The sequence below is a fragment of the Streptomyces sp. NPDC088725 genome, assembly GCF_044751305.1.
In the GTDB taxonomy this organism is placed as follows: Bacteria; Actinomycetota; Actinomycetes; order Streptomycetales; family Streptomycetaceae; genus Streptomyces.
Genome location: NZ_JBIVLO010000005.1, coordinates 1 through 17,001, shown reverse-complemented (window position 1 = coordinate 17,001; position 17,001 = coordinate 1). Strand labels below are relative to the sequence as shown.

Genomic DNA, 17,001 nt, shown 5'->3' with positions numbered 1-17,001 from the left:
GGTCGCCTTCCCTGAAGGACAGGTCCTAGCGTAGGGAGAGGGACACACACCCCGCATGGCACGTCCGGACCATTTTCGCCGTGGCCTTCCGGGCTCGCGTCTTGATCCTGTCGGTCTACGCCGTGACCTTCCCGGCGAAGATGTCGCGCTCCGGCGGCAGCGCCACGGTGACCGGCGAGCCGAAGGCGTACAGCAGCGTCGTGGACGCGACCGCCACCGCACTCCCCTGGTTGAGATAGCTGAACTGATGCCTGACCTTGCGCAACCGCCCCGCGTCGTCCAGGTAGGCGTCGAAGGGCACGACATCCTTGGCCAACCCTTTCGCCGCCGCGTTCAGCGCCCCGCGCGCGTACGGCGAGGCCACCTTCGCGGCCCGCGCGATGTCCGTGACCCCCTTGTAGTGCCAGACCCGGGTACCGGCCAGATCCTGCTCACCGACCAAGGTCACATTCCTGGCCGTACGCAGCAGTTCGGCCGCGGCCAGCGGATCCGTCGCCCCGCCCGTGACGAGATTGCCGTCCTCCTGGGCGGTCGCGTCCACCCTGACCCACTTGTCGGCGGGCACCCCGGCTCCGCGGTTCTTCATGTACAGCGCCGCGGGCGCCAGCAGTTCGGTGAGCGGCCGGTGCTCGCTCGTACCCGCCGGATCCTTGGGCAGGACGAGATCGAGGCGGCCCATCTTCTTGCGGAAGTCGTAGCCGCCCTTGCCCCTGATCGTCACGCGCGTCCCGCCGGCCGCCATCTCCATGGACGTACGGGCCTTCGAACTGCCCGCCGCGAGCAGTTCGTCCGCCGCCCCGCGCACGACCGCCTGACCATCTCCGGGACGGTCGTCGGCCGCCGCGCCGCCGCTCGCCGAACATCCGGCGGCCGTGGCGACGACCCCCGCGACAGCCATGACGGCGAACGTCACGCCCCTGCGTCTGTGCTGCTGCGCCACCATCGCCTGCCGACCCCCAACGCCTTACCGCTGCTCGTCCGGATCCCGCCCGTCCCTCATGACTCGGATAACGACGCCTCACGTCACCCGTCACGCCAAGACGGCGGACAGATGGTCACGGAATCTGTTCCACCCGCGGGGCACGAGCGGTGTACCGCGCCGGTACCGTTGAGCCGTGTCCGAGCACGAGGTCTCCGAACCCCCCACGCCCTCAACCACCCCGCCGGCCCACACCACCTCCACCACCGAGCGCGGCTCGTTCTGCCTGGCACGCTGCACCTGCGGCTGGTCGGGCCCCGCCCGGAGATCGCGCGACCTCGCGCGTACGGACGCGAAGGGCCACGTCGGACCCGCCGGCCCCGCCGGCTCGGCCTGAATCCGCGCGTCCCCTTGTCCCGGCAGCCCCGCGCTTCCGGATCCCGCAGCCCGGCACGTCCGGATCCCGTGGTCCCGCGCTTCCGGAGCCCGTGACCCGGCGCTTTCCGTTCCGTCGTCCGCGCCCCCGGTCTCCGCCGTCCGCGCTCACGGATTCCGGCTGGGTGTGGAACCTCCCGGCGGCTGGGTACCGTCCCGTTCTCCGCAGGGCCGACCGCGGTCCCGCCCCAGAGCACCATCAGGAGGTCGCTCCATGGAACGGCGCACACTGCTCACCGCCGCGGCGGCACTCGTCACGGCCACCGCCGTGACCGCATGCTCCGGCGGCCGTGACAGCGGGAACGGCGGCAGCGACACGGGCAAGGCGGGCGGTACGCCTCCCGACGGCCGGACCGCCGCCCCCTCCGGCACCCCCTCCGGTACGCCGGCGACAGTGAAAGCGGCTCCGAACGGCCCCAGTTGGAGCACCCTCGCGAAGGGCCTGGACGGCGACCTCGTACGTCCGGGCGACGCCGAGTACGCCACGGCCAGGCAGCTCTACAACACCCGGTTCGACACCCTGAAGCCCGCGGCCCTCGCGTACGTCGCGAACGAGGACGACGTCAAGGAGTGCCTGGCCTTCGCCCGCGCGCACGGCACGCCCGTCTCCGTGCGCGGCGGCGGCCATTCGTACGCGGGCTTCTCCAGCGGCAACGGCCGGCTGGTCATCGACGTCTCGAAGCTCGACTCGCTCGACAGCGCCACCTCGGACGGCACCGTCGGCGCGGGCGCCAGACTCGGCGACGTCTACCGGACGCTCGCCACCCGCGGCCGCACGATCCCCGCCGGTTCCTGCCCCACCGTGAGCGTGGCGGGACTGACCCTCGGCGGCGGCCACGGCGTCGCCGCCCGCGCGTACGGCCTGGCCTGCGACAGCCTCACCTCCGCCACGGTCATCACGGCCGACGGCACCCGGCTGACCGCCGACGCGAAGCAGAACACGGACCTCTTCTGGGCGCTGCGCGGCGCGGGCAACGGCAACTTCGGCGTGGTCACCGACCTGCGCTTCCGCACCCACCCGGCCCCCGACGGCGTCTCCGCCTTCCTCAGCTGGCCCTGGTCGAAGGCCGACGCGCTGCTCGCCGCGTGGCAGGACTGGGGCCCCTCGCAGCCGGACGAGATCTGGTCCTCGCTGCACCTCGACGGCGGTCCCGGCGGCGTCACGCCCACCCTCTCCGTCTCGGTCTTCTCCCTGGGCAGCGAGGCCGGTCTGCACCACGCCGTCGACAATCTCGCCGACCGTACGGGCGGCCCGGGGCCCGCACGCTCCGTCTCGATCAAGAGCCGCGCCTACGGGGAGGCGATGCAGGTGTACGGGGGCTGCTCCGGGCTCACCCAGGAACAGTGCCGCCTCGGGGGCAGCACGCCGGGCCGCTCGCTGCAGGGCGCGCTCCAGCGCGAGACGTACACCGCCGCGTCCGACTTCTTCGACCGCGCGCTGTCCGCGGCGGGCCGCCGGGCCCTGATCTCCGCCGCCGAGGACTTCACCCGTATCCCGGCCGGCCAGGGCGGTGGCGGCGGCTCGATCGCCCTGACGGCGCTCGGCGGCGCGATCAACCGGGTGGACCCGCTGGCCACGGCCTTCGTCCACCGGCGTTCGCGGATGCTGGCGCAGTACATCGCCTCCTGGCAGTCGGGCACCCCGGGAACGGCCCAGCAGGCGTGGCTGAAAAACGCCCACGCCTCGATCCGTCGGTACGCCTCGGGCGCCGCGTACCAGAACTACGTCGACCCGGCCCTGAGCGACTGGCGGAAGGCGTACTACGGACCGGCGGCGGACCGGCTCACCAAGCTGAAGAAGCGGTACGACCCCGACAGGCTCTTCGACTTCGCGCAGGCGCTGTAGCCACGCGCCGGCGACAACGGCGGCGCGTCCCCCGTACGGCTCACCGAGGTGGCCGTGCGGGCGGCCCGGCGGTGGCCTGGACACATGCACCGAAACGGACCCCGGACAGCGGCACCCAGGACAGCACCTCCGCCGATCAGGCTCGTCACCGCCTCGGCCGTCGCGGCCCTCCTGCTCGCGCTCGGGGGCACCGCGGTGGCGGCGGGCGCGCAGGACCCGCCGGGCGTGACGGCTTCGCAGACGACGTCCTCGACGTCGAGACCGCTGCCGTCGCCGTCCCCGGTGTCCCCGTCCGTATCCGCGATTGAGTCCGCGTCACCGTCTGTACGGGCGCCGACGACCGCGTCCGTGCCGACCTCCGCGCCCGCGTCCCGCTCGGCCGGCGCGCTGGCGGTCACGCCGTCGGGCGCGGCGCGCGGCGGCGCGGTCCATCCGGCCGCCGCGGACGGAGCGGACCAGTCGGGCACGGCCGGGCTCGTGCTGGCCCTGGGCGGGGCCGCCGCGCTCGCGGCCGGAGCGCTGCTCGTCGTCCGCGGGCGCGGGCGCCACGGCCCGGCGGGGCGGCACTGACCGGCGCGGCGGGACCGCCGGGCCCCGCGAGCCGTACGGGTCCCGCGGCGAGCCGTACGGGTCCCGGCGGTCGCGTGAGCGCGGTGGCGGCCGGGGCGCTGATCTCCTTCGCCGCGCTGTGCGTCGTGGCCGCCGTACTCCTGTACCTGTTCCCGCACCGCCCGGTGAACGGCCCGTCACGTCCCTCCACCGCAGCCGACGCCGAGCCGGGCCGGGTCACGGTCACCGACCCGCTCTCCGCGCCCGTACGGCTGCGCATCCCGGCGCTGCGCGTCTCGGCGGACGTCCTGGCGCTCGGCGTCGACGCGGCCGGCGCGCTGGAAGTCCCGGGCCTGCGCAGCCCGATGAAGGTCGGCTGGTACGCGCTGGGCCCCCGCCCCGGCGATCCGGGGCCCGCGGTGCTCGTCGGCCACCGGGACGCGCCGGGCCGCGCGTACCTCCACGGGAAGCTCGTCGACCCGAACCACATCAGGAACGCGGTCTTCGCGAAGCTCGGCAGGCTGAGTCCGGGCGACCGGGTCGAGACGGAGCTGAGGAACGGCAGGCGACTGCGCTTCCGGGTGACGGCCGTGGACACGTACCCGTCGAGCCGGTTCCCCACCGAGCGGGTCTACGGGCCCGTCCCCGACGCGCAGTTACGGCTGATCACCTGTGGCGGCGTCATCGACCGCAATGGCCACTGGGATTCGAACGTGGTGGTCAGCGCCGTGGCGGCCGAGCCGTGAGCAACCGGTGGGCGGCGTGCGACCGGCCTTACGCGGCGAGGTTGTTGTCGTCGGGCCGGGCCTCGGTGATGTCGAGCGGGCGCGCGTCACCGAGCGGCACCTCGGCGGCGGCCGTACGGTCCGCCTCCCGGGCGGCCCTGGTGCGTACGATCCATCCGAAGTGCGCCGAGCCCTCGACGGCCGACAGCAGCGGCGTCAGGAGGGCGAGGGCGAGCGGCGTCAGGAGCAGGGCGACGGCCGTACCGAGCGCGAAACCGCCGACCACGTCGGTCGGATAATGGACGCCCATATAGACGCGGCAGAAGCCTTCGAGGAGCGCCAGCCCTATCGCTGCGAGGCCAAATTTCTTGTTTGCGATGAAAATCCCGACGCCGACGGCCATGGCCATCGTGGCGTGGTCACTGACGAACGAGAAATCCGTTTTGCCCGCGACCAGGACATCAAGCCCCTTATGGTCCACAAAAGGCCGCGGCCTTTCGACGAAGCCCCGGATCGGGATATTCACCAGCACCGCGAAACCGGCCGCGAGCGGCGCCCAGACGAGCCCGGCGACCGCAGTCACGGAATCCCCGGCGGACCCGCGCCCGCGCACACACCACCAGCACCAGAGAAGGACCAGGACCAACGCGAACAGGATCCCGTACTCGCCGGTGAACTCCATCGCACGGTCGAACCACGACGGGGCGTCCTTGGCGAGTCCGTTGATGTCGTAGAGCAGGCCGACATCAGGGTTCGACCCATCGAGTACGAGTCCAGCCATACGGTGCGGCCCCTTAGCCTTTGTCGCCTGCCGCGCAATCAGTTCCGCAGCTGTAGTTCAGGAAACGGCCTACGCGTCGAGTACGTTCCGGTCTCCACCGAAAGATCACCATGACGTTATCGAAGAGTGACACGTCGTCGCAGCTCAGAACCCGCGTGCGCCGGACAGTTCCAGCCACTCACATCTCCGGCCGCACCGCCGGGGACGGCCGGATCAGACCGTGGGACGGTTCCCGGGGAGGTCGGTCGGCAGCGACCGCGCGCCGTCGCCGGTGACCCTGGTCGCCCCGAAATAGTCAGCACTGTCAATTTTGTCGAACCGGATCACGGCCCCCGTGTACGGGGCGTCGATCATATATCCGCCGCCCACATAAAGACCCACATGATGAATGGCCCGTGAATTGGTCAGGTCCTCGGAGAAGAAGACCAGGTCACCGGGGAGCAGTTCATCGCGCGAGGGATGTTCTCCGGCGTTGTACTGGTCGTTGGCGACGCGCGGCAACTCGATCCCCACGGAACGGTACGCGGCCTGCGTAAGACCGGAGCAGTCGAACCGTCCGCCCTGGTCCGTCGTACCGGTACCGCCCCACAAATAGGGTGTGCCGAGCTTCTGCTGGGCGAAGTAGATGGCCGAGGCCGCCAGCTTGGACGGCGCCACCCGGCCGACCGGCCTGGAAAAACTCTTCTCCAGCGTCCGGATGACTTTGGCGTAATTCTGCGTCTCCTTGTACGGAGGCACCCCGCTGTACTTGATGACGGCATACGCGCCCGCGTTGTACGCCGCGAGCATGTTGTCCGAGACGTCGCCGGGAACGTCCTTGACGTATCCGGCCAGTTGGCAGTCGTACGTGGCCGCCGAAGGGATCGCGTCGGACGGGTCCCAGATGTCGCGATCGCCGTCCTTGTCCCCGTCGATCGCGTGCGCCTCCCACGTCGCGGGCATGAACTGACCGATGCCCTTGGCGCCGACCGGGCTCTGCGCGTTGGGGTTCCAGCCGCTCTCCTGGTACAGCTGCGCGGCGAGCAGCCCCGGCGTGATCGCCGGACAGAGGGTGCCCCACTCCCTGACCAGCCCCTGATAGGCGGCGGGCACGGCCCCCTCGGCCAGCCCCTCGGGCTTGCCCGCGTTCCCGCCGAGGAGCCCGGAGGCGGCCGAGTACGTCCCGACGACCAGCAGGGCGACGAAGCCCACTCCGACTCCGCCGACGGCGCCGCCGATCAGCAACGACTTGCGCACCGTCACACCCCCTCGCGTCAGGGCCTCTGTCGTGCCGTCAGTGTAGGCGGGCAGGCCATTGATCAGGGGACGGCCGGCGACGGCTGTCCGGAAGAGCACGCACCACCGGCCGGCCGCGGGAAGTCCGCCCCACTGAATCTGGGCAGCCCCGGATGTCTTCAAACCGCGCCGCCGCCTCCCGCCCGCGGGCGGCGCCGAGCGGCACCCGGTCGGCGCCGCCGAAACCGCGCTCCGCCCGGAATGTGCGGACAGGGGGCCGGCAAGAAGGTCATTGCCCGGAGTCATGCACCGTGATACACAGAGTTACCATTCACGCTCGTACGCCCCGGTCCGTGCCAGGTCAGGGCATCAGGATCGGTCATACGTGCGGGGATCGGGTAAAGAGAGCCGCCGAGCGGCATACGAGGGCGGTTCCATCAGCGAAGATAGAACGTGACTCGTGCCGTGGGGCACGGGCGACGAACGACCCAACAGGGGCGGTGAGTTACATGGACCTGGCGGCCGAAAAGGGCGACATCACCACCATCATCGGTGGCATCGCCCCGGACTGGGGGCCCTTCGGGACCCTGGGGAACGAAGCTCGGGTGATGATCGAGGTCGTGATGGCCGTGGCCATCCTGCTCTGCCTCGGCATCGCCATCTGGGGCGCGGCCAAGCAGCGGATCGGGGCGACGGCGCTCCGGGACACCTTCAGCGCGGAACAGGGCAAGGGGCTGATTGTCGCCGGGCTGACCGGCGTCTTCATCATCGGATCCCTCGGGACGCTCTTCACCATCGTCTACGGCATGGCTGTCTGACGCCGGCACGGCTGTCCGGGCCCGGGCAGAACCACCCATCCCACCAACACCACCCGTCCGTCGCGCCCACCGGCTGAGGTTGCGTCTCCCTGATGTCCCCTGATGTCTCTGATATCGAGTCACCACACCGCGCCCGCGCGGCCACCCGCACCGCTACCGTCGGAGTAAGCGGACCGCACACGGCCGAAGGGGAGTCTGCGGCATGAGCTTCGGTGACGAGCACGGCCACGGCGGCGACCAGGGCCGCCCGGACAGCGGCTTCGGCGGCTCGGGTCAGACCCGTACCCGCCTGCCGGACGGCAGAGGCGGCGACGTGTACGGCGGCGCCCGCCGTCCCGCGCGCGGATCGCGCTCCCTCATCGCCATGGTCGGCGTCATCGTCCTCCTCGTCGCGGCCATCGCCTTCGCCAACCGGGGCGGCGGCGACGCCAAGGCCTCGGCCGGCGCGGGGGGTGGCGGTGGCGTCACCAAGGGCGCGAAGGCGGACCCGACGGCGGCGACGGGCACGAAGCCGGTGGAGGGGAAGAACGGCGCGATCCCGACCGGCTACGCGAAGACAGAGCAGGGCGCGGCAAGCGCCGCCGCCAACTTCACGGTGGCCATCAATTCTGACGGCATGTTCAAGAAGGACAGCCGCGACCTCATCCTGGACACCCTCTACATCCCCGACGAGGCGGCAAAGCTGAAGACGGCGCTGGACCCCGCTTACGCACCCGCCGAGTTGGGAAAGCTGGGTCTGGACGCCGCGGGCAACCCCCCGCAGGGCAGCACCTTCGTGTCCCGCGCGATCCCTGTGGGCACGAAGGTCGTGGACATCAGCGGAGACACCGCCAAGGTGTCCGTCTGGTACACGGGCCTGATCGGTATGGCGGGACCGGGATCCACCGACCCGGTGAAGACCACCTGGCAGACCGGGACCTTCGACCTCCGGTGGCTCGGAAACGACTGGAAGATCGCCACGGACACGCAGAAGGACGGGCCGGCCCCGGTCCCCGGCGACAACGCGGCCTCCAGCGCGGACGAGATCAGCAAGGCTGTCGAGCAGTTCGGAGGCTTCACGTATGCCAGGTAGCTCCCGCCGCCGCGCACGGTTGTCCCCCGTCCGCTCCCGGTCCGCACGCGCACGCTCCAGGTCCAGGTCCACCGTCGTCAGCTGCCGGTCGGCCGCCGTCCGCTCGCGCACCGCCGTCCGGACGCGGTCGTTCGTCGCCGTGCTCGCGGGCATCCAGGCCACGCTGCTCCTCTTCGCGACCCGAGCCGCGGCGGCGCCCTCCCCGGACGACGGCAAAGAGGACTGCAGCCTGCTCAAGGGCCTCTCCAAGGACTACTGCGAGTCCGGCGGCTCCGGCTCCGGTTCCGGCTCCGGCCTGCCGGGCAACCCCGTCGACGACGTCCTCGACCCCCTCGCCTCCCTCGCGCGCGGCTGCGCCGACGCCGCCGCGTGGATCGTCGGCAAGCTCAGCGACGCCGTGAAGAACACCGCCAACGTCGACTTCACCAACCAGGCCTTCCTCAAGCAGTACGCCGTCATCTTCGCGGCCTCCACCGTCCTGACCCTGGTCCTGTGGCTGCTGGCCGTCGCCAAGCGCGCGATCCGGGGCGTCCCCCTCAGCACCGCGCTCTCCGAGGCCATCGGCTTCCTCTGGCTGACCGTCCTCGCCTCGGCGTTCACCCCGCTCATCCTCTATACGGTCGTCTCCGCGACCGACGGCGTCACCGAGGTCATCTCCGCCTCCACCGGCGGCCAGAGCGACGTCTTCTTCGGCAGCTTCGGCGAAGCCCTCAAGAAGGGCGACGACATGGGGGGCGGGCCGATCATGCTGATCGTCGTCTCCCTGGTCTCGATCCTCGCCGCCGGCGTCCTGTGGCTCGAACTGGTGATCAGGGCCGCACTTCTGTACGTAGGCGCGCTGCTCGGCACCGTCGTGTACGCCGGACTCGTCGACAAGAACATGTGGGGCCACGTCCGCCGCTGGGCCGGCATCATGATCGCCGTCATCATGGTCAAACCCGTGATCGTGATCGTCCTCGGCCTCGCCGGCGCGCTCTCCACCAACGACGGCCCCGACGCGTTCTCCGCCGTCGTCTCCGGCCTCTCCATCATCCTGCTCGCGATCTTCGCCTCCGGGATGATCTACCGCTTCGTGCCGGGCTTCGGCGACGAGATCGCCGCCTCCCGCACCAACCGCAAGCAGGCCACCGACGGCGCCCAGGCCGCCGCCCTCATCAGCTCCCCCGCCGCACTCGTCTCCCAGGGCATCAAGACCCACAGCAGCCGCAACAACGGCGACGGTGGAGGCGGCGGAGGCGGCGGCAGCGCAAGGCCGCAGAACCCGATCTCCGGCGGCGTCGCGGCCCACAGCTCGCGCCCGTCGTCCGGCGGCGGAGGCGGAGGCGGCGGGTCCGCCGCGCCCTCACCCCGTAGCAGCGGTCCCACGAGCGGCACGCCGCACAGCTCACGCGGCACAGGCAACAACAGCACAGGAGGTGGAGGGCGTTGACGACACAGTCCCAACCGATGGCGCCCCGCCGTACGTATCTCGTCGGCCGCGCCAGGCCGAACGCGATCGTCGGAAAGAACCGTGAGACCGGCGAGATCGCGCTGATCATCGCCGGCGCGTTCCTCGGCATGATGTGCGGCCTGCTGGTGCCCGTGCTGTCCCTGCGGATCGTGACGCTGACGGGCTTCCCGCTGCTCGCGTTCGCCGCGGTGTACGTCCCGTACAAACACCGCACGTTCTACAAGTGGTTCGAGATCAACCGCAGCTTCAAACGGACCCTGCGCAACGGCACCGCCTACCGCTCCACCGCCATGGAGGCCGGTACGTACAGCGACGGCCGCGAGGTCGAGGTGGGACCGCCGCCCGGCATCGGCAGGATCAACTGGCTGGCCGCGCCCTTCGGCCCCGACGAGATCGCCGTCCTGCTGCACGCCGACCGCCGCACCGTCACCGCCGCCATCGAGATCGAGGGCCCCGGCGTCGGCCTGCGCGACAGCGAGGACCAGGAGGCGCTGGTCGACCGCTTCGGCACGCTCCTCAAGCACGTCGCCAACGGCGACGGCTTCGTCACGCGCCTCCAGATGCTCGCCCGTACGCTGCCCGCCGACCCCGACGCGCACGCCAAGGACGTCGCCCAGCGCGGCGACGCCTCGTCCCCCGGCTGGCTCCAGGACTCGTACGACCAGCTCCAGTCGATGGTCTCCACCTCCAGCGAGCAGCACCGCGCGTATCTCGTCGCCTGCATGCACTTCACCCGCGAACTGGCCGCGGAGGCCCAGGCCATGGCCCGCGCGGCCCGGCAGACCGGCGGCAGGAAGAAGCTCGACCACGACGCCGGCCTCGCCGTCGTGATGGCGCGCGAGCTGACCGACATCTGCGCCCGGCTCGCCGAGGCGGACATCCGCGTACGGCAGCCGCTCGGCCAGGGCAGGCTCGCCTCCCTCGTGCACTCCATGTACGACCCCGACCACCCCATCGACCACATCCAGGCCATGACGAAACGAAACGCCTGGCCCGCCGAGCTGGACGCGATGGAGCCGACGTACCTCCAGGCCAAGACCCGCGAGTCGTCCACCCGCGCGCCCTGGTGCCACGCCACGGCCTGGGTCAAGGAGTGGCCGATGACCCCGGTGGGCGTGAACTTCCTCGCGCCGCTGCTCGTCCACACCCCCGATGTGATCCGTACGGTGTCGGTGGCCATGGATCTCGAACCCACCGAGATCGCCATCGAGCGGATGCTGACGGAGAAGACCAACGACGACGCGGAAGCCAGCCGCGCCGCCAAGATGAACAGGACCGTCGACCCGCGCGACATCGCCGCACACGGCCGGCTCGACCAGCGGGGTGAAGATCTCGCCAGTGGGGCTGCGGGGGTCAACCTCGTCGGGTACATCACTGTGTCGTCCCGCTCGCCCGAGGCTCTGGCCAGGGACAAGCGCACCATCAGGGCCTCGGCCGGCAAGTCGTACCTCAAGCTGGAGTGGTGCGACCGCGAACACCACCGCGCGTTCGTGAACACCCTGCCGTTCGCGACCGGCATCCGCAGGTAGCCGGCCGCCCGGCCGGATCGCCCGCCCCGACCCGCCTGACCCGACCCGACCCGACCACCCGACCCGACCAGCCGACAGCCGTCGAATCAGAGGTCTGTGATGCGAGATCCGCTGTCCATCCTCACGGACGCCTTCACCACGTTTCTCTTCGGAGCGGTGGAGACGACGCGGCTGCCCGTCCGTACGTCGACGGGCCAGGCGCAGGCCGTCTACCTGCCCACCGCGGCCCCCGGCCTCGGCGACTCCGGCGTGATCATCGGCCGAGAGGTCTACAGCGGCAAGGGCTACATCTACGACCCGTTCCAGCTGTACGGGCAGCAACTTCCCGCCCCGCACTGGCTGGTGCTCGGCGAGTCCGGCAACGGGAAGTCGGCGCTGGAGAAGACGTACGTCCTGCGGCAGCTGCGCTTCCGCGACCGCCAGGTCGTCGTCCTCGACGCCCAGGGCGAGGACGGCTCGGGCGAGTGGAACCTGATCGCGCAGCAGCTGGGTATAACCCCCATCCGCCTCGACGCGATGGCCGCGCTGGACCACGGCATCCGCCTCAACCCCCTCGACCCCGCGATCACCACGACCGGCCAGCTCGCCCTGCTCCGCACGATCATCGAAGTCGCCATGGGCCATGGCCTGGACGAACGCTCCGGCTTCGCCCTGAAGGTCGCGCACGCCTATGTCAACGAGACGATCGTCGAGCGCCAGCCCGTGCTGGTGGACATCGTCGAGCAACTGCGCCACCCGGAACCGGAGTCGGCCGAGGCGATGAACGTCGCCCTGGACGACGTACGGGCCTGGGGCCTGGACGTCGCACTGGTCCTCGACCGCCTGGTCGACGGTGACCTGCGCGGCATGTTCGACGGCCCGACGAGCATCGGCATCGACCTCGACGCACCGCTGATCGTCTTCGACCTCTCGCACATCGACCGCAACTCGATCGCGATGCCGATCCTGATGGCGATCGTCGGCGTCTGGCTGGAGCACACCTGGATCCGCCCCGACAGGAAGAAGCGCATCTTCCTGGTCGAGGAGGCCTGGCACATCATCAACTCCCCTTTCGTCGCCCAGCTGTTCCAGCGGTTGCTGAAGTTCGGCCGGCGGCTCGGCCTGTCGTTCGTCGCGGTGGTCCACCACCTCTCGGACGTGGTCGACGGAGCCGCCGCACGGGAAGCGTCGGCCATCCTCAAGATGGCCTCCACCCGCACGATCTACGCCCAGAAGGCCGACGAGGCGAGAGCCACGGGCCGTGTGCTCGGCCTGCCCCGGTGGGCCGTGGAGATCATCCCCACGCTCACCCCGGGCATCGCCGTATGGGACGTCAACGGCAATGTCCAGGTCGTCAAACACCTGGTCACCGAGGCGGAACGACCCCTGGTCTTCACCGACCGGGCGATGACGGAGAACTCCGAGGCGTCGGACGCCGCCGACGCGCGGCTGGAGGCCGGACTGCCGCCGCACATGCAGGCCGCCGAGTGGGAGGCGGAGCAGCGCGCGGCCCTCCTCGAACGACAGCGGCAGTTGAACGAATCCTCCGAGTCGACGGTGGCGTGAGGGACATGGCGGGCCGTGACGATCGTGCGGGAGATGGTCAGGGAATCCGCCGAGGAGGCGTGCCCGACGGGCTGTTGGTCGCACTGCTCGCGTTTCTGCTCGGGCTGTCCCTGCTGGTCTGGACGGCCACCGGGCTCGGCGGCCTCTTCGCCCACGGCGCCTGGCCGGACGGCGTCACCTACACCCGGACGCCCATGGCCATAAGGGAGTTGGCCGCGCAGCCGCACGACCTGGCAGGGGCGTGGCCGCACACTCCGGCGGGTCAGCTCTCCGGATACGGGCTGTTCTGGGGCCTGTTGATCAGCCAGCTGATGGTGCTGACCGTGCTCACGGTGTTCGTGCTGGGCGTGGTGACCCGCGGCCGCGCGGTACGCGCGCGACGGCGCGAGGAACAGCGGAACCGCTTCCGGGCGGCCGACCCGGACACACCGGCCACGTACGCGCGTCCCGCCGTGCCGCCCCCACCCGCCGCACCCGTACCCGCCACGGCGGCCCCCGCGCCCCCGCCGTCCCCGTTCTCGCCGTCCCCGTTCCCGCCCACGGCCCCCTTCGCGCCCGCCGCTCACCCGACGCGGCAGGAGCCGCCCACGGAAACCCTGCCGCCGGTGGTCACGGCGGCCGCGGTCCCGGCGGCCGCGGTCCCGGCCCCCCGCGCCGCCTCCCCGCTGCGGTACGGCGACCCCAGCAGCCGTCGCCCCGCCGCGATCCAGGCCATCCAGGACGCCGAGGGCCCCGCCCTCGTCATCACGTCGGACCCCGTCGTATGGGCGGAGACCAAGGACGCGCGCGCCAAGCTCGGCCCCGTCCTCGTCTACGACCCCGGCCACCTCTGCGACACCCCTGCCCGGCTCCACTGGTCGCCCAGCAGCGGCTGCGAGGACGCCGCAGGCGCCGACACCCGCGCGGCCGCGCTGCTGGCCCCCGTACGCCCGTACGCGCCCGTGGACGCCGCTCTGGCCGACACCGCGCAGACGCTGCTGCGCTGCTGGCTGCACGCCGCCGCCGTGGACGCGCGGCCGTTCAAACAGGTGCACCGCTGGGCCCAGGGCGGCAGCGCCCACGAGGCCGTACGGATCCTCCGCACGCACCCGAAGGCCGCCTCGGGGCTCGCGGGCCTGCTGGAGTCCTCGCTCACCGCGCACCCCGAACGCCGCGAGGCAGCACAGCAGTTGACGGCCCGTGCGCTGTCGTCCCTCTCGTCGGTCCACGTCCGGGAGACCTGCACGCCGAACAGAACCGATGCGCTCGCACTGGATTCTTTCGTGGCAGAAGGGGGGACACTTTATGTGGTGGGCGAGCCGATCGAAGATCCGCGCTCCCGCCCCGGTGCGATGCCGCTGCTCACCGCACTGGCCTCACACGTGGTCGAGCACGGCCGCCGCATGGCTGCGAGGTCATCTGACGGTCGGCTCGACCCACCAATGGCGCTCGTCCTGGACGATGTCGCCGCGGTGGCCCCGCTCCCCCAACTCCCGGGCCTGCTGGCCGCCGGCCGCGACAGCGGCCTCACCACCCTGGCGCTGATCCGCTCGCGCGAACAGGCACGCGCCCGCTGGCCCCGGCACGAACTGCCCTACGAAGCACGGTAATCCGCGTTCCGACACCGAAAAGCCGGTAGCCGCGCTTGAGTTCAGGTCTGAACGCGCCGGGTGAAACGGCCCGGGGCAAAGTGCCCGAGGGCGGCTGTGCCGGCGGTGAGTGCCGTGAAACGGGCCCAGACCGGCGTGTGCCCGGTGTCGGGCGGCGACGGTTGTCACGGGAAGCGCTCGTAGGGGTGTTGCGGCGTACCTATGGGATTACCGCCGCGGGATCCCGTAACCCGGAAGCCCGGTGCCGCCGAGGCGGGTCAACAGGGCGGTCACGCTGCCGACGTCCTCCTTTCTCCACGAAGGGGCGGCGAAGATCTCGGCGGCGACATGTTCGGCGGTGACGAGCATCTCCGTCAGGCGTTCGCGGCCTGTGTCGGTCAGCGCGGCATAGGCCACGCGCCCGTCACGGGCGTCCGTCTCGCGCGTGACCAGTCCGATCCGCTCCAGCGGAGCCAGACCCCGAGTCACCCCGGAGGCGGTCATCCCGAGCGCCCCGGCGAGGTCCACGCGGCGCATCCGGCCACCGGGCGCCTGTCCCAGACACAGCAGCGTCGTGAAATCGGCCAGGCTCACGCCGTGCAGCCCCGACAGGCTCGCGTCGAACCGCTTCGTCAGGGCCATCTGGGCCCGCACGAGACGCAGCGACGCATCCAGCGCTTCACTCATTGCTTCCTCCTTGACTGCTCAAGCATATCCCGATACTTGAGCAGTCAAGGATGTGTTCGGTTGAGGGCGGCGGAGAAAAATGCCGAGGGGTGAGTGCGGCCGTGAGGTCAGACGTTCTTCTGGGCAGCGGCGCGACGCTGCCGCTTGCCCAGCGGAGCCTGGGAAAGGTCCTCGGCGCTGCTCCTGAGGTTCTTGCAGCCGTAGCCGCGTTCGGCCAGCCACGCCTTCGCCGTTTCCTCGGCGCGTTCGGTCGCTTCCAGGATGTCCTCTTCTTCCTCCCCCGAGTCCTGGAAGCGGAAGGTGAAGGCAGATCGCGCGGCCAGGTCGTAGCTGAGGTGACCTTCAGTGGTGAAGGCCGCCCGCAGGACGTCGTGCTCCGGGGCACGGGCCAGGAGTTCGGCCCGCTGATCAGCGCTGAGTCCGTCGAAGACGCCACGGACGGTGATACGGAAGGTACGAGTACTCATCCCACGAGCCTAACCAGCGCGATCGGCGTAGCTCCACCGCGTTTCCGGCGGACGCGGCCGGGCGCGTCCGGGCGCGTCCCGGCCGCTCGACACGGCGCTGCTCCTCGACACGGCGCTGCTCCTCGTCGCGGCACGGTCTCTTGTCCGCCGCCGTCTCTCGTCCGCCGCCGTCGCGACGGCCGGCCACGCCTGGCGAACCCGCCGTCTCGGGCGCTTCAGGGGCGCGGGATCACCAACTCCAGCTCCTGCTGGGACGGTTGCGGCTCGAAGGGTACGGTCACTCCGGTCGCTGTGAAGCCCATCTTGCGGTAGGCGGCCCGCGCCCGCGCGTTGTCCTCGTGGACGTACAGCCGCACCCGGCTCAGCTCCGGCTCCTCGAGCGACCAGGCCCAGTCGAGCGCCGCGGCGATCAGCTCCTTGATCAGCCCACTGCCGCGGTGCTCCGGGCGTACGTACACCCCGACCAGGTGTCCCTGCGCGCGCTCGACGGTGTGCTGCATGAAGTCGATGTAGCCCGGCTCCTCAATGAGCAGCGCCACGGAGGCGGACCAGCTGCCGTCGGCGGCCTCGGCGATGAACTGCCGGCTCTTCAGGCCCTGTCCGGAGCCGCCTGCGGCCTGTTCCTGCCAGAAGGAGTCGGGGCGCTTCACCGCTTCCTCGTACGTGGCCAGGAAGGCGAGCGGCGCCGCCGGGTCCTGCAACGCCAGCAGCCGCAGCTCCTTGACCTCGGCCCATTCGTCGGCCCGTACCGCGCGTATCACGTGATTCATCCCCCGATCTTCTCAGAGCCGCCGCGCGTCGTGGCCGGGGCGTTTCGGGTGCGGTCGGTCGGGTTCCGCGCGCTTCGCCGTCCGGCGCGGGACGTGTGTGCGCCGGTTGCGGGGCCGCCGTCCGGCGCGGGTGGTCGTGGGCTGGGGTGTGGTGGCTGGTGTCGGTGCCGGGTTCCGCGCGCTTCGCCGTCCGGCGCGGGACGTGTGTGCGCCGGTTGCGGGGTCGCCGTCCGGCGCGGGTGGTCGTGGGATGGGGTGTTGTGGCTGGTGCTGTCGCCGGGTTCCGCGCAGGGGAAGTGTCCGCCACTGCATGATTTACGGCGTGTACAGGCGCAGTGGACACCGGGCCAGTGGTGTCCACGCCGCAAAGTCACGCTTTACGTTCTGGACACCACCCCTCCACGGCCCCCTTCCCACTGCAGACGAGCGATCGCTCCGGTGCTGGCGCGGGCGGGTGCGCCGTTCAGCGCGGGTGGCCGTCCGGTCTGGCCTGTCTGGCCCGTTGTTGGGCGGGGCAAATAAATTGGTCGTGAACGCAGAGAAGCCCCGTACCATAAAGGTACGGGGCTTCCCCATAAAAATTGTTCGGCGGCGACCTACTCTCCCACAGGGTCCCCCCTGCAGT

General features: G+C 71.1%; 16 protein-coding genes. 10 read left to right on the top strand and 6 right to left on the bottom strand.

Translation table 11 applies throughout. The annotated features are described in order from the left end of the window. Positions 1 to 115: 115 nt before the first annotated feature. On the bottom strand, positions 116 to 943 hold the full coding sequence (locus ACIP6N_RS13365; RefSeq protein ID WP_401815286.1) for a hypothetical protein: 828 nt from the start codon (positions 941 to 943) through the stop codon (positions 116 to 118). A gap of 172 nt (positions 944 to 1,115) precedes the next feature. Here ACIP6N_RS13365 and ACIP6N_RS13360 point away from each other — a divergent pair, with 172 nt between their 5' ends. The 4 genes from ACIP6N_RS13360 to ACIP6N_RS13345 all read left to right on the top strand — a co-directional run bounded on the left by ACIP6N_RS13360 (position 1,116) and on the right by ACIP6N_RS13345 (position 4,495). Then, entirely contained in the window at positions 1,116 to 1,316 is a 201-nt protein-coding gene (locus ACIP6N_RS13360; protein WP_401815285.1) for a hypothetical protein, read from the top strand. Positions 1,317 to 1,568: 252 nt separating this feature from the next. Beyond that, entirely contained in the window at positions 1,569 to 3,200 is a 1,632-nt protein-coding gene (locus tag ACIP6N_RS13355) for an FAD-binding oxidoreductase (protein ID WP_401815283.1), read from the top strand. Between the two features lie 84 nt (positions 3,201 to 3,284). Further along, entirely contained in the window at positions 3,285 to 3,770 is a 486-nt protein-coding gene (locus ACIP6N_RS13350; RefSeq protein ID WP_401815281.1) for a hypothetical protein, read from the top strand. A gap of 74 nt (positions 3,771 to 3,844) precedes the next feature. Continuing rightward, positions 3,845 to 4,495, top strand: coding sequence for a sortase domain-bontaining protein (locus tag ACIP6N_RS13345; protein WP_401815279.1), 651 nt, complete (start codon positions 3,845 to 3,847; stop codon positions 4,493 to 4,495). Positions 4,496 to 4,523: 28 nt separating this feature from the next. On the opposite strand, the gene ACIP6N_RS13340 is transcribed toward ACIP6N_RS13345, so the two are convergent. Further along, positions 4,524 to 5,255 carry a phosphatase PAP2 family protein gene (locus tag ACIP6N_RS13340; protein ID WP_401815277.1) on the bottom strand — a complete coding sequence of 244 codons (732 nt, stop codon included), beginning with the start codon at positions 5,253 to 5,255 and terminating at the stop codon, positions 4,524 to 4,526. 213 nt (positions 5,256 to 5,468) lie between these two features. After that, entirely contained in the window at positions 5,469 to 6,491 is a 1,023-nt protein-coding gene (locus ACIP6N_RS13335) for an NlpC/P60 family protein (protein ID WP_401816158.1), read from the bottom strand. A 488-nt stretch (positions 6,492 to 6,979) separates the two neighbouring features. Between ACIP6N_RS13335 and ACIP6N_RS13330 the strand changes: the two genes are divergently transcribed. The 6 genes from ACIP6N_RS13330 to ACIP6N_RS13305 all read left to right on the top strand — a co-directional run bounded on the left by ACIP6N_RS13330 (position 6,980) and on the right by ACIP6N_RS13305 (position 14,473). Continuing rightward, positions 6,980 to 7,288 carry a hypothetical protein gene (locus ACIP6N_RS13330; RefSeq protein WP_401816155.1) on the top strand — a complete coding sequence of 103 codons (309 nt, stop codon included), beginning with the start codon at positions 6,980 to 6,982 and terminating at the stop codon, positions 7,286 to 7,288. Positions 7,289 to 7,490: 202 nt separating this feature from the next. Continuing rightward, positions 7,491 to 8,360, top strand: a complete 870-nt coding sequence (locus ACIP6N_RS13325) for a hypothetical protein (RefSeq protein ID WP_401815276.1) — start codon at positions 7,491 to 7,493, stop codon at positions 8,358 to 8,360. Continuing rightward, a complete protein-coding gene (locus ACIP6N_RS13320) occupies positions 8,350 to 9,789 on the top strand; it encodes a hypothetical protein (RefSeq protein WP_401815275.1) in 1,440 nt (479 codons plus the stop codon). Before ACIP6N_RS13325 ends, ACIP6N_RS13320 begins: the two co-directional genes overlap by 11 nt. Further along, positions 9,786 to 11,339 carry an SCO6880 family protein gene (locus ACIP6N_RS13315; protein WP_401815274.1) on the top strand — a complete coding sequence of 518 codons (1,554 nt, stop codon included), beginning with the start codon at positions 9,786 to 9,788 and terminating at the stop codon, positions 11,337 to 11,339. Before ACIP6N_RS13320 ends, ACIP6N_RS13315 begins: the two co-directional genes overlap by 4 nt. A gap of 99 nt (positions 11,340 to 11,438) precedes the next feature. Then, the gene (locus ACIP6N_RS13310; protein ID WP_401815272.1) at positions 11,439 to 12,884 is read left to right on the top strand and encodes an ATP-binding protein; all 1,446 of its coding nucleotides are present in this window, start codon (positions 11,439 to 11,441) and stop codon (positions 12,882 to 12,884) included. Between the two features lie 5 nt (positions 12,885 to 12,889). Then, the gene (locus tag ACIP6N_RS13305; protein WP_401815271.1) at positions 12,890 to 14,473 is read left to right on the top strand and encodes a type IV secretory system conjugative DNA transfer family protein; all 1,584 of its coding nucleotides are present in this window, start codon (positions 12,890 to 12,892) and stop codon (positions 14,471 to 14,473) included. Between the two features lie 207 nt (positions 14,474 to 14,680). Here the strand turns inward: ACIP6N_RS13305 and ACIP6N_RS13300 are convergent, their stop codons facing one another. The 3 genes from ACIP6N_RS13300 to ACIP6N_RS13290 form a co-directional block, all read right to left on the bottom strand. Continuing rightward, complete coding sequence (locus ACIP6N_RS13300; RefSeq protein ID WP_401815269.1) at positions 14,681 to 15,139, bottom strand: MarR family winged helix-turn-helix transcriptional regulator; 459 nt, start codon at positions 15,137 to 15,139, stop codon at positions 14,681 to 14,683. A gap of 107 nt (positions 15,140 to 15,246) precedes the next feature. Further along, positions 15,247 to 15,606 (bottom strand): DUF6204 family protein, encoded by a 360-nt coding sequence (locus ACIP6N_RS13295; protein WP_401815267.1) that lies wholly within the window; start codon positions 15,604 to 15,606, stop codon positions 15,247 to 15,249. Positions 15,607 to 15,821: 215 nt separating this feature from the next. Continuing rightward, positions 15,822 to 16,376: a GNAT family N-acetyltransferase gene (locus ACIP6N_RS13290; protein ID WP_401815265.1), complete on the bottom strand. Its 555-nt coding sequence runs from the start codon at positions 16,374 to 16,376 to the stop codon at positions 15,822 to 15,824. Positions 16,377 to 17,001: the final 625 nt, after the last annotated feature.

What these genes read in the sequence shown, in the direction of transcription:
- ACIP6N_RS13365 (WP_401815286.1), bottom strand. Translation starts at nt 943, where the DNA reads ATGGTGGCGCAGCAGCACAGACGCAGGGGCGTGACGTTCGCCGTCATG.
- ACIP6N_RS13355 (WP_401815283.1), top strand. Translation starts at nt 1,569, where the DNA reads ATGGAACGGCGCACACTGCTCACCGCCGCGGCGGCACTCGTCACGGCC.
- ACIP6N_RS13350 (WP_401815281.1), top strand. Translation starts at nt 3,285, where the DNA reads ATGCACCGAAACGGACCCCGGACAGCGGCACCCAGGACAGCACCTCCG.
- ACIP6N_RS13340 (WP_401815277.1), bottom strand. Translation starts at nt 5,255, where the DNA reads ATGGCTGGACTCGTACTCGATGGGTCGAACCCTGATGTCGGCCTGCTC.
- ACIP6N_RS13330 (WP_401816155.1), top strand. Translation starts at nt 6,980, where the DNA reads ATGGACCTGGCGGCCGAAAAGGGCGACATCACCACCATCATCGGTGGC.
- ACIP6N_RS13325 (WP_401815276.1), top strand. Translation starts at nt 7,491, where the DNA reads ATGAGCTTCGGTGACGAGCACGGCCACGGCGGCGACCAGGGCCGCCCG.
- ACIP6N_RS13320 (WP_401815275.1), top strand. Translation starts at nt 8,350, where the DNA reads ATGCCAGGTAGCTCCCGCCGCCGCGCACGGTTGTCCCCCGTCCGCTCC.
- ACIP6N_RS13310 (WP_401815272.1), top strand. Translation starts at nt 11,439, where the DNA reads ATGCGAGATCCGCTGTCCATCCTCACGGACGCCTTCACCACGTTTCTC.
- ACIP6N_RS13305 (WP_401815271.1), top strand. Translation starts at nt 12,890, where the DNA reads ATGGCGGGCCGTGACGATCGTGCGGGAGATGGTCAGGGAATCCGCCGA.
- ACIP6N_RS13300 (WP_401815269.1), bottom strand. Translation starts at nt 15,139, where the DNA reads ATGAGTGAAGCGCTGGATGCGTCGCTGCGTCTCGTGCGGGCCCAGATG.
- ACIP6N_RS13295 (WP_401815267.1), bottom strand. Translation starts at nt 15,606, where the DNA reads ATGAGTACTCGTACCTTCCGTATCACCGTCCGTGGCGTCTTCGACGGA.
- ACIP6N_RS13290 (WP_401815265.1), bottom strand. Translation starts at nt 16,376, where the DNA reads ATGAATCACGTGATACGCGCGGTACGGGCCGACGAATGGGCCGAGGTC.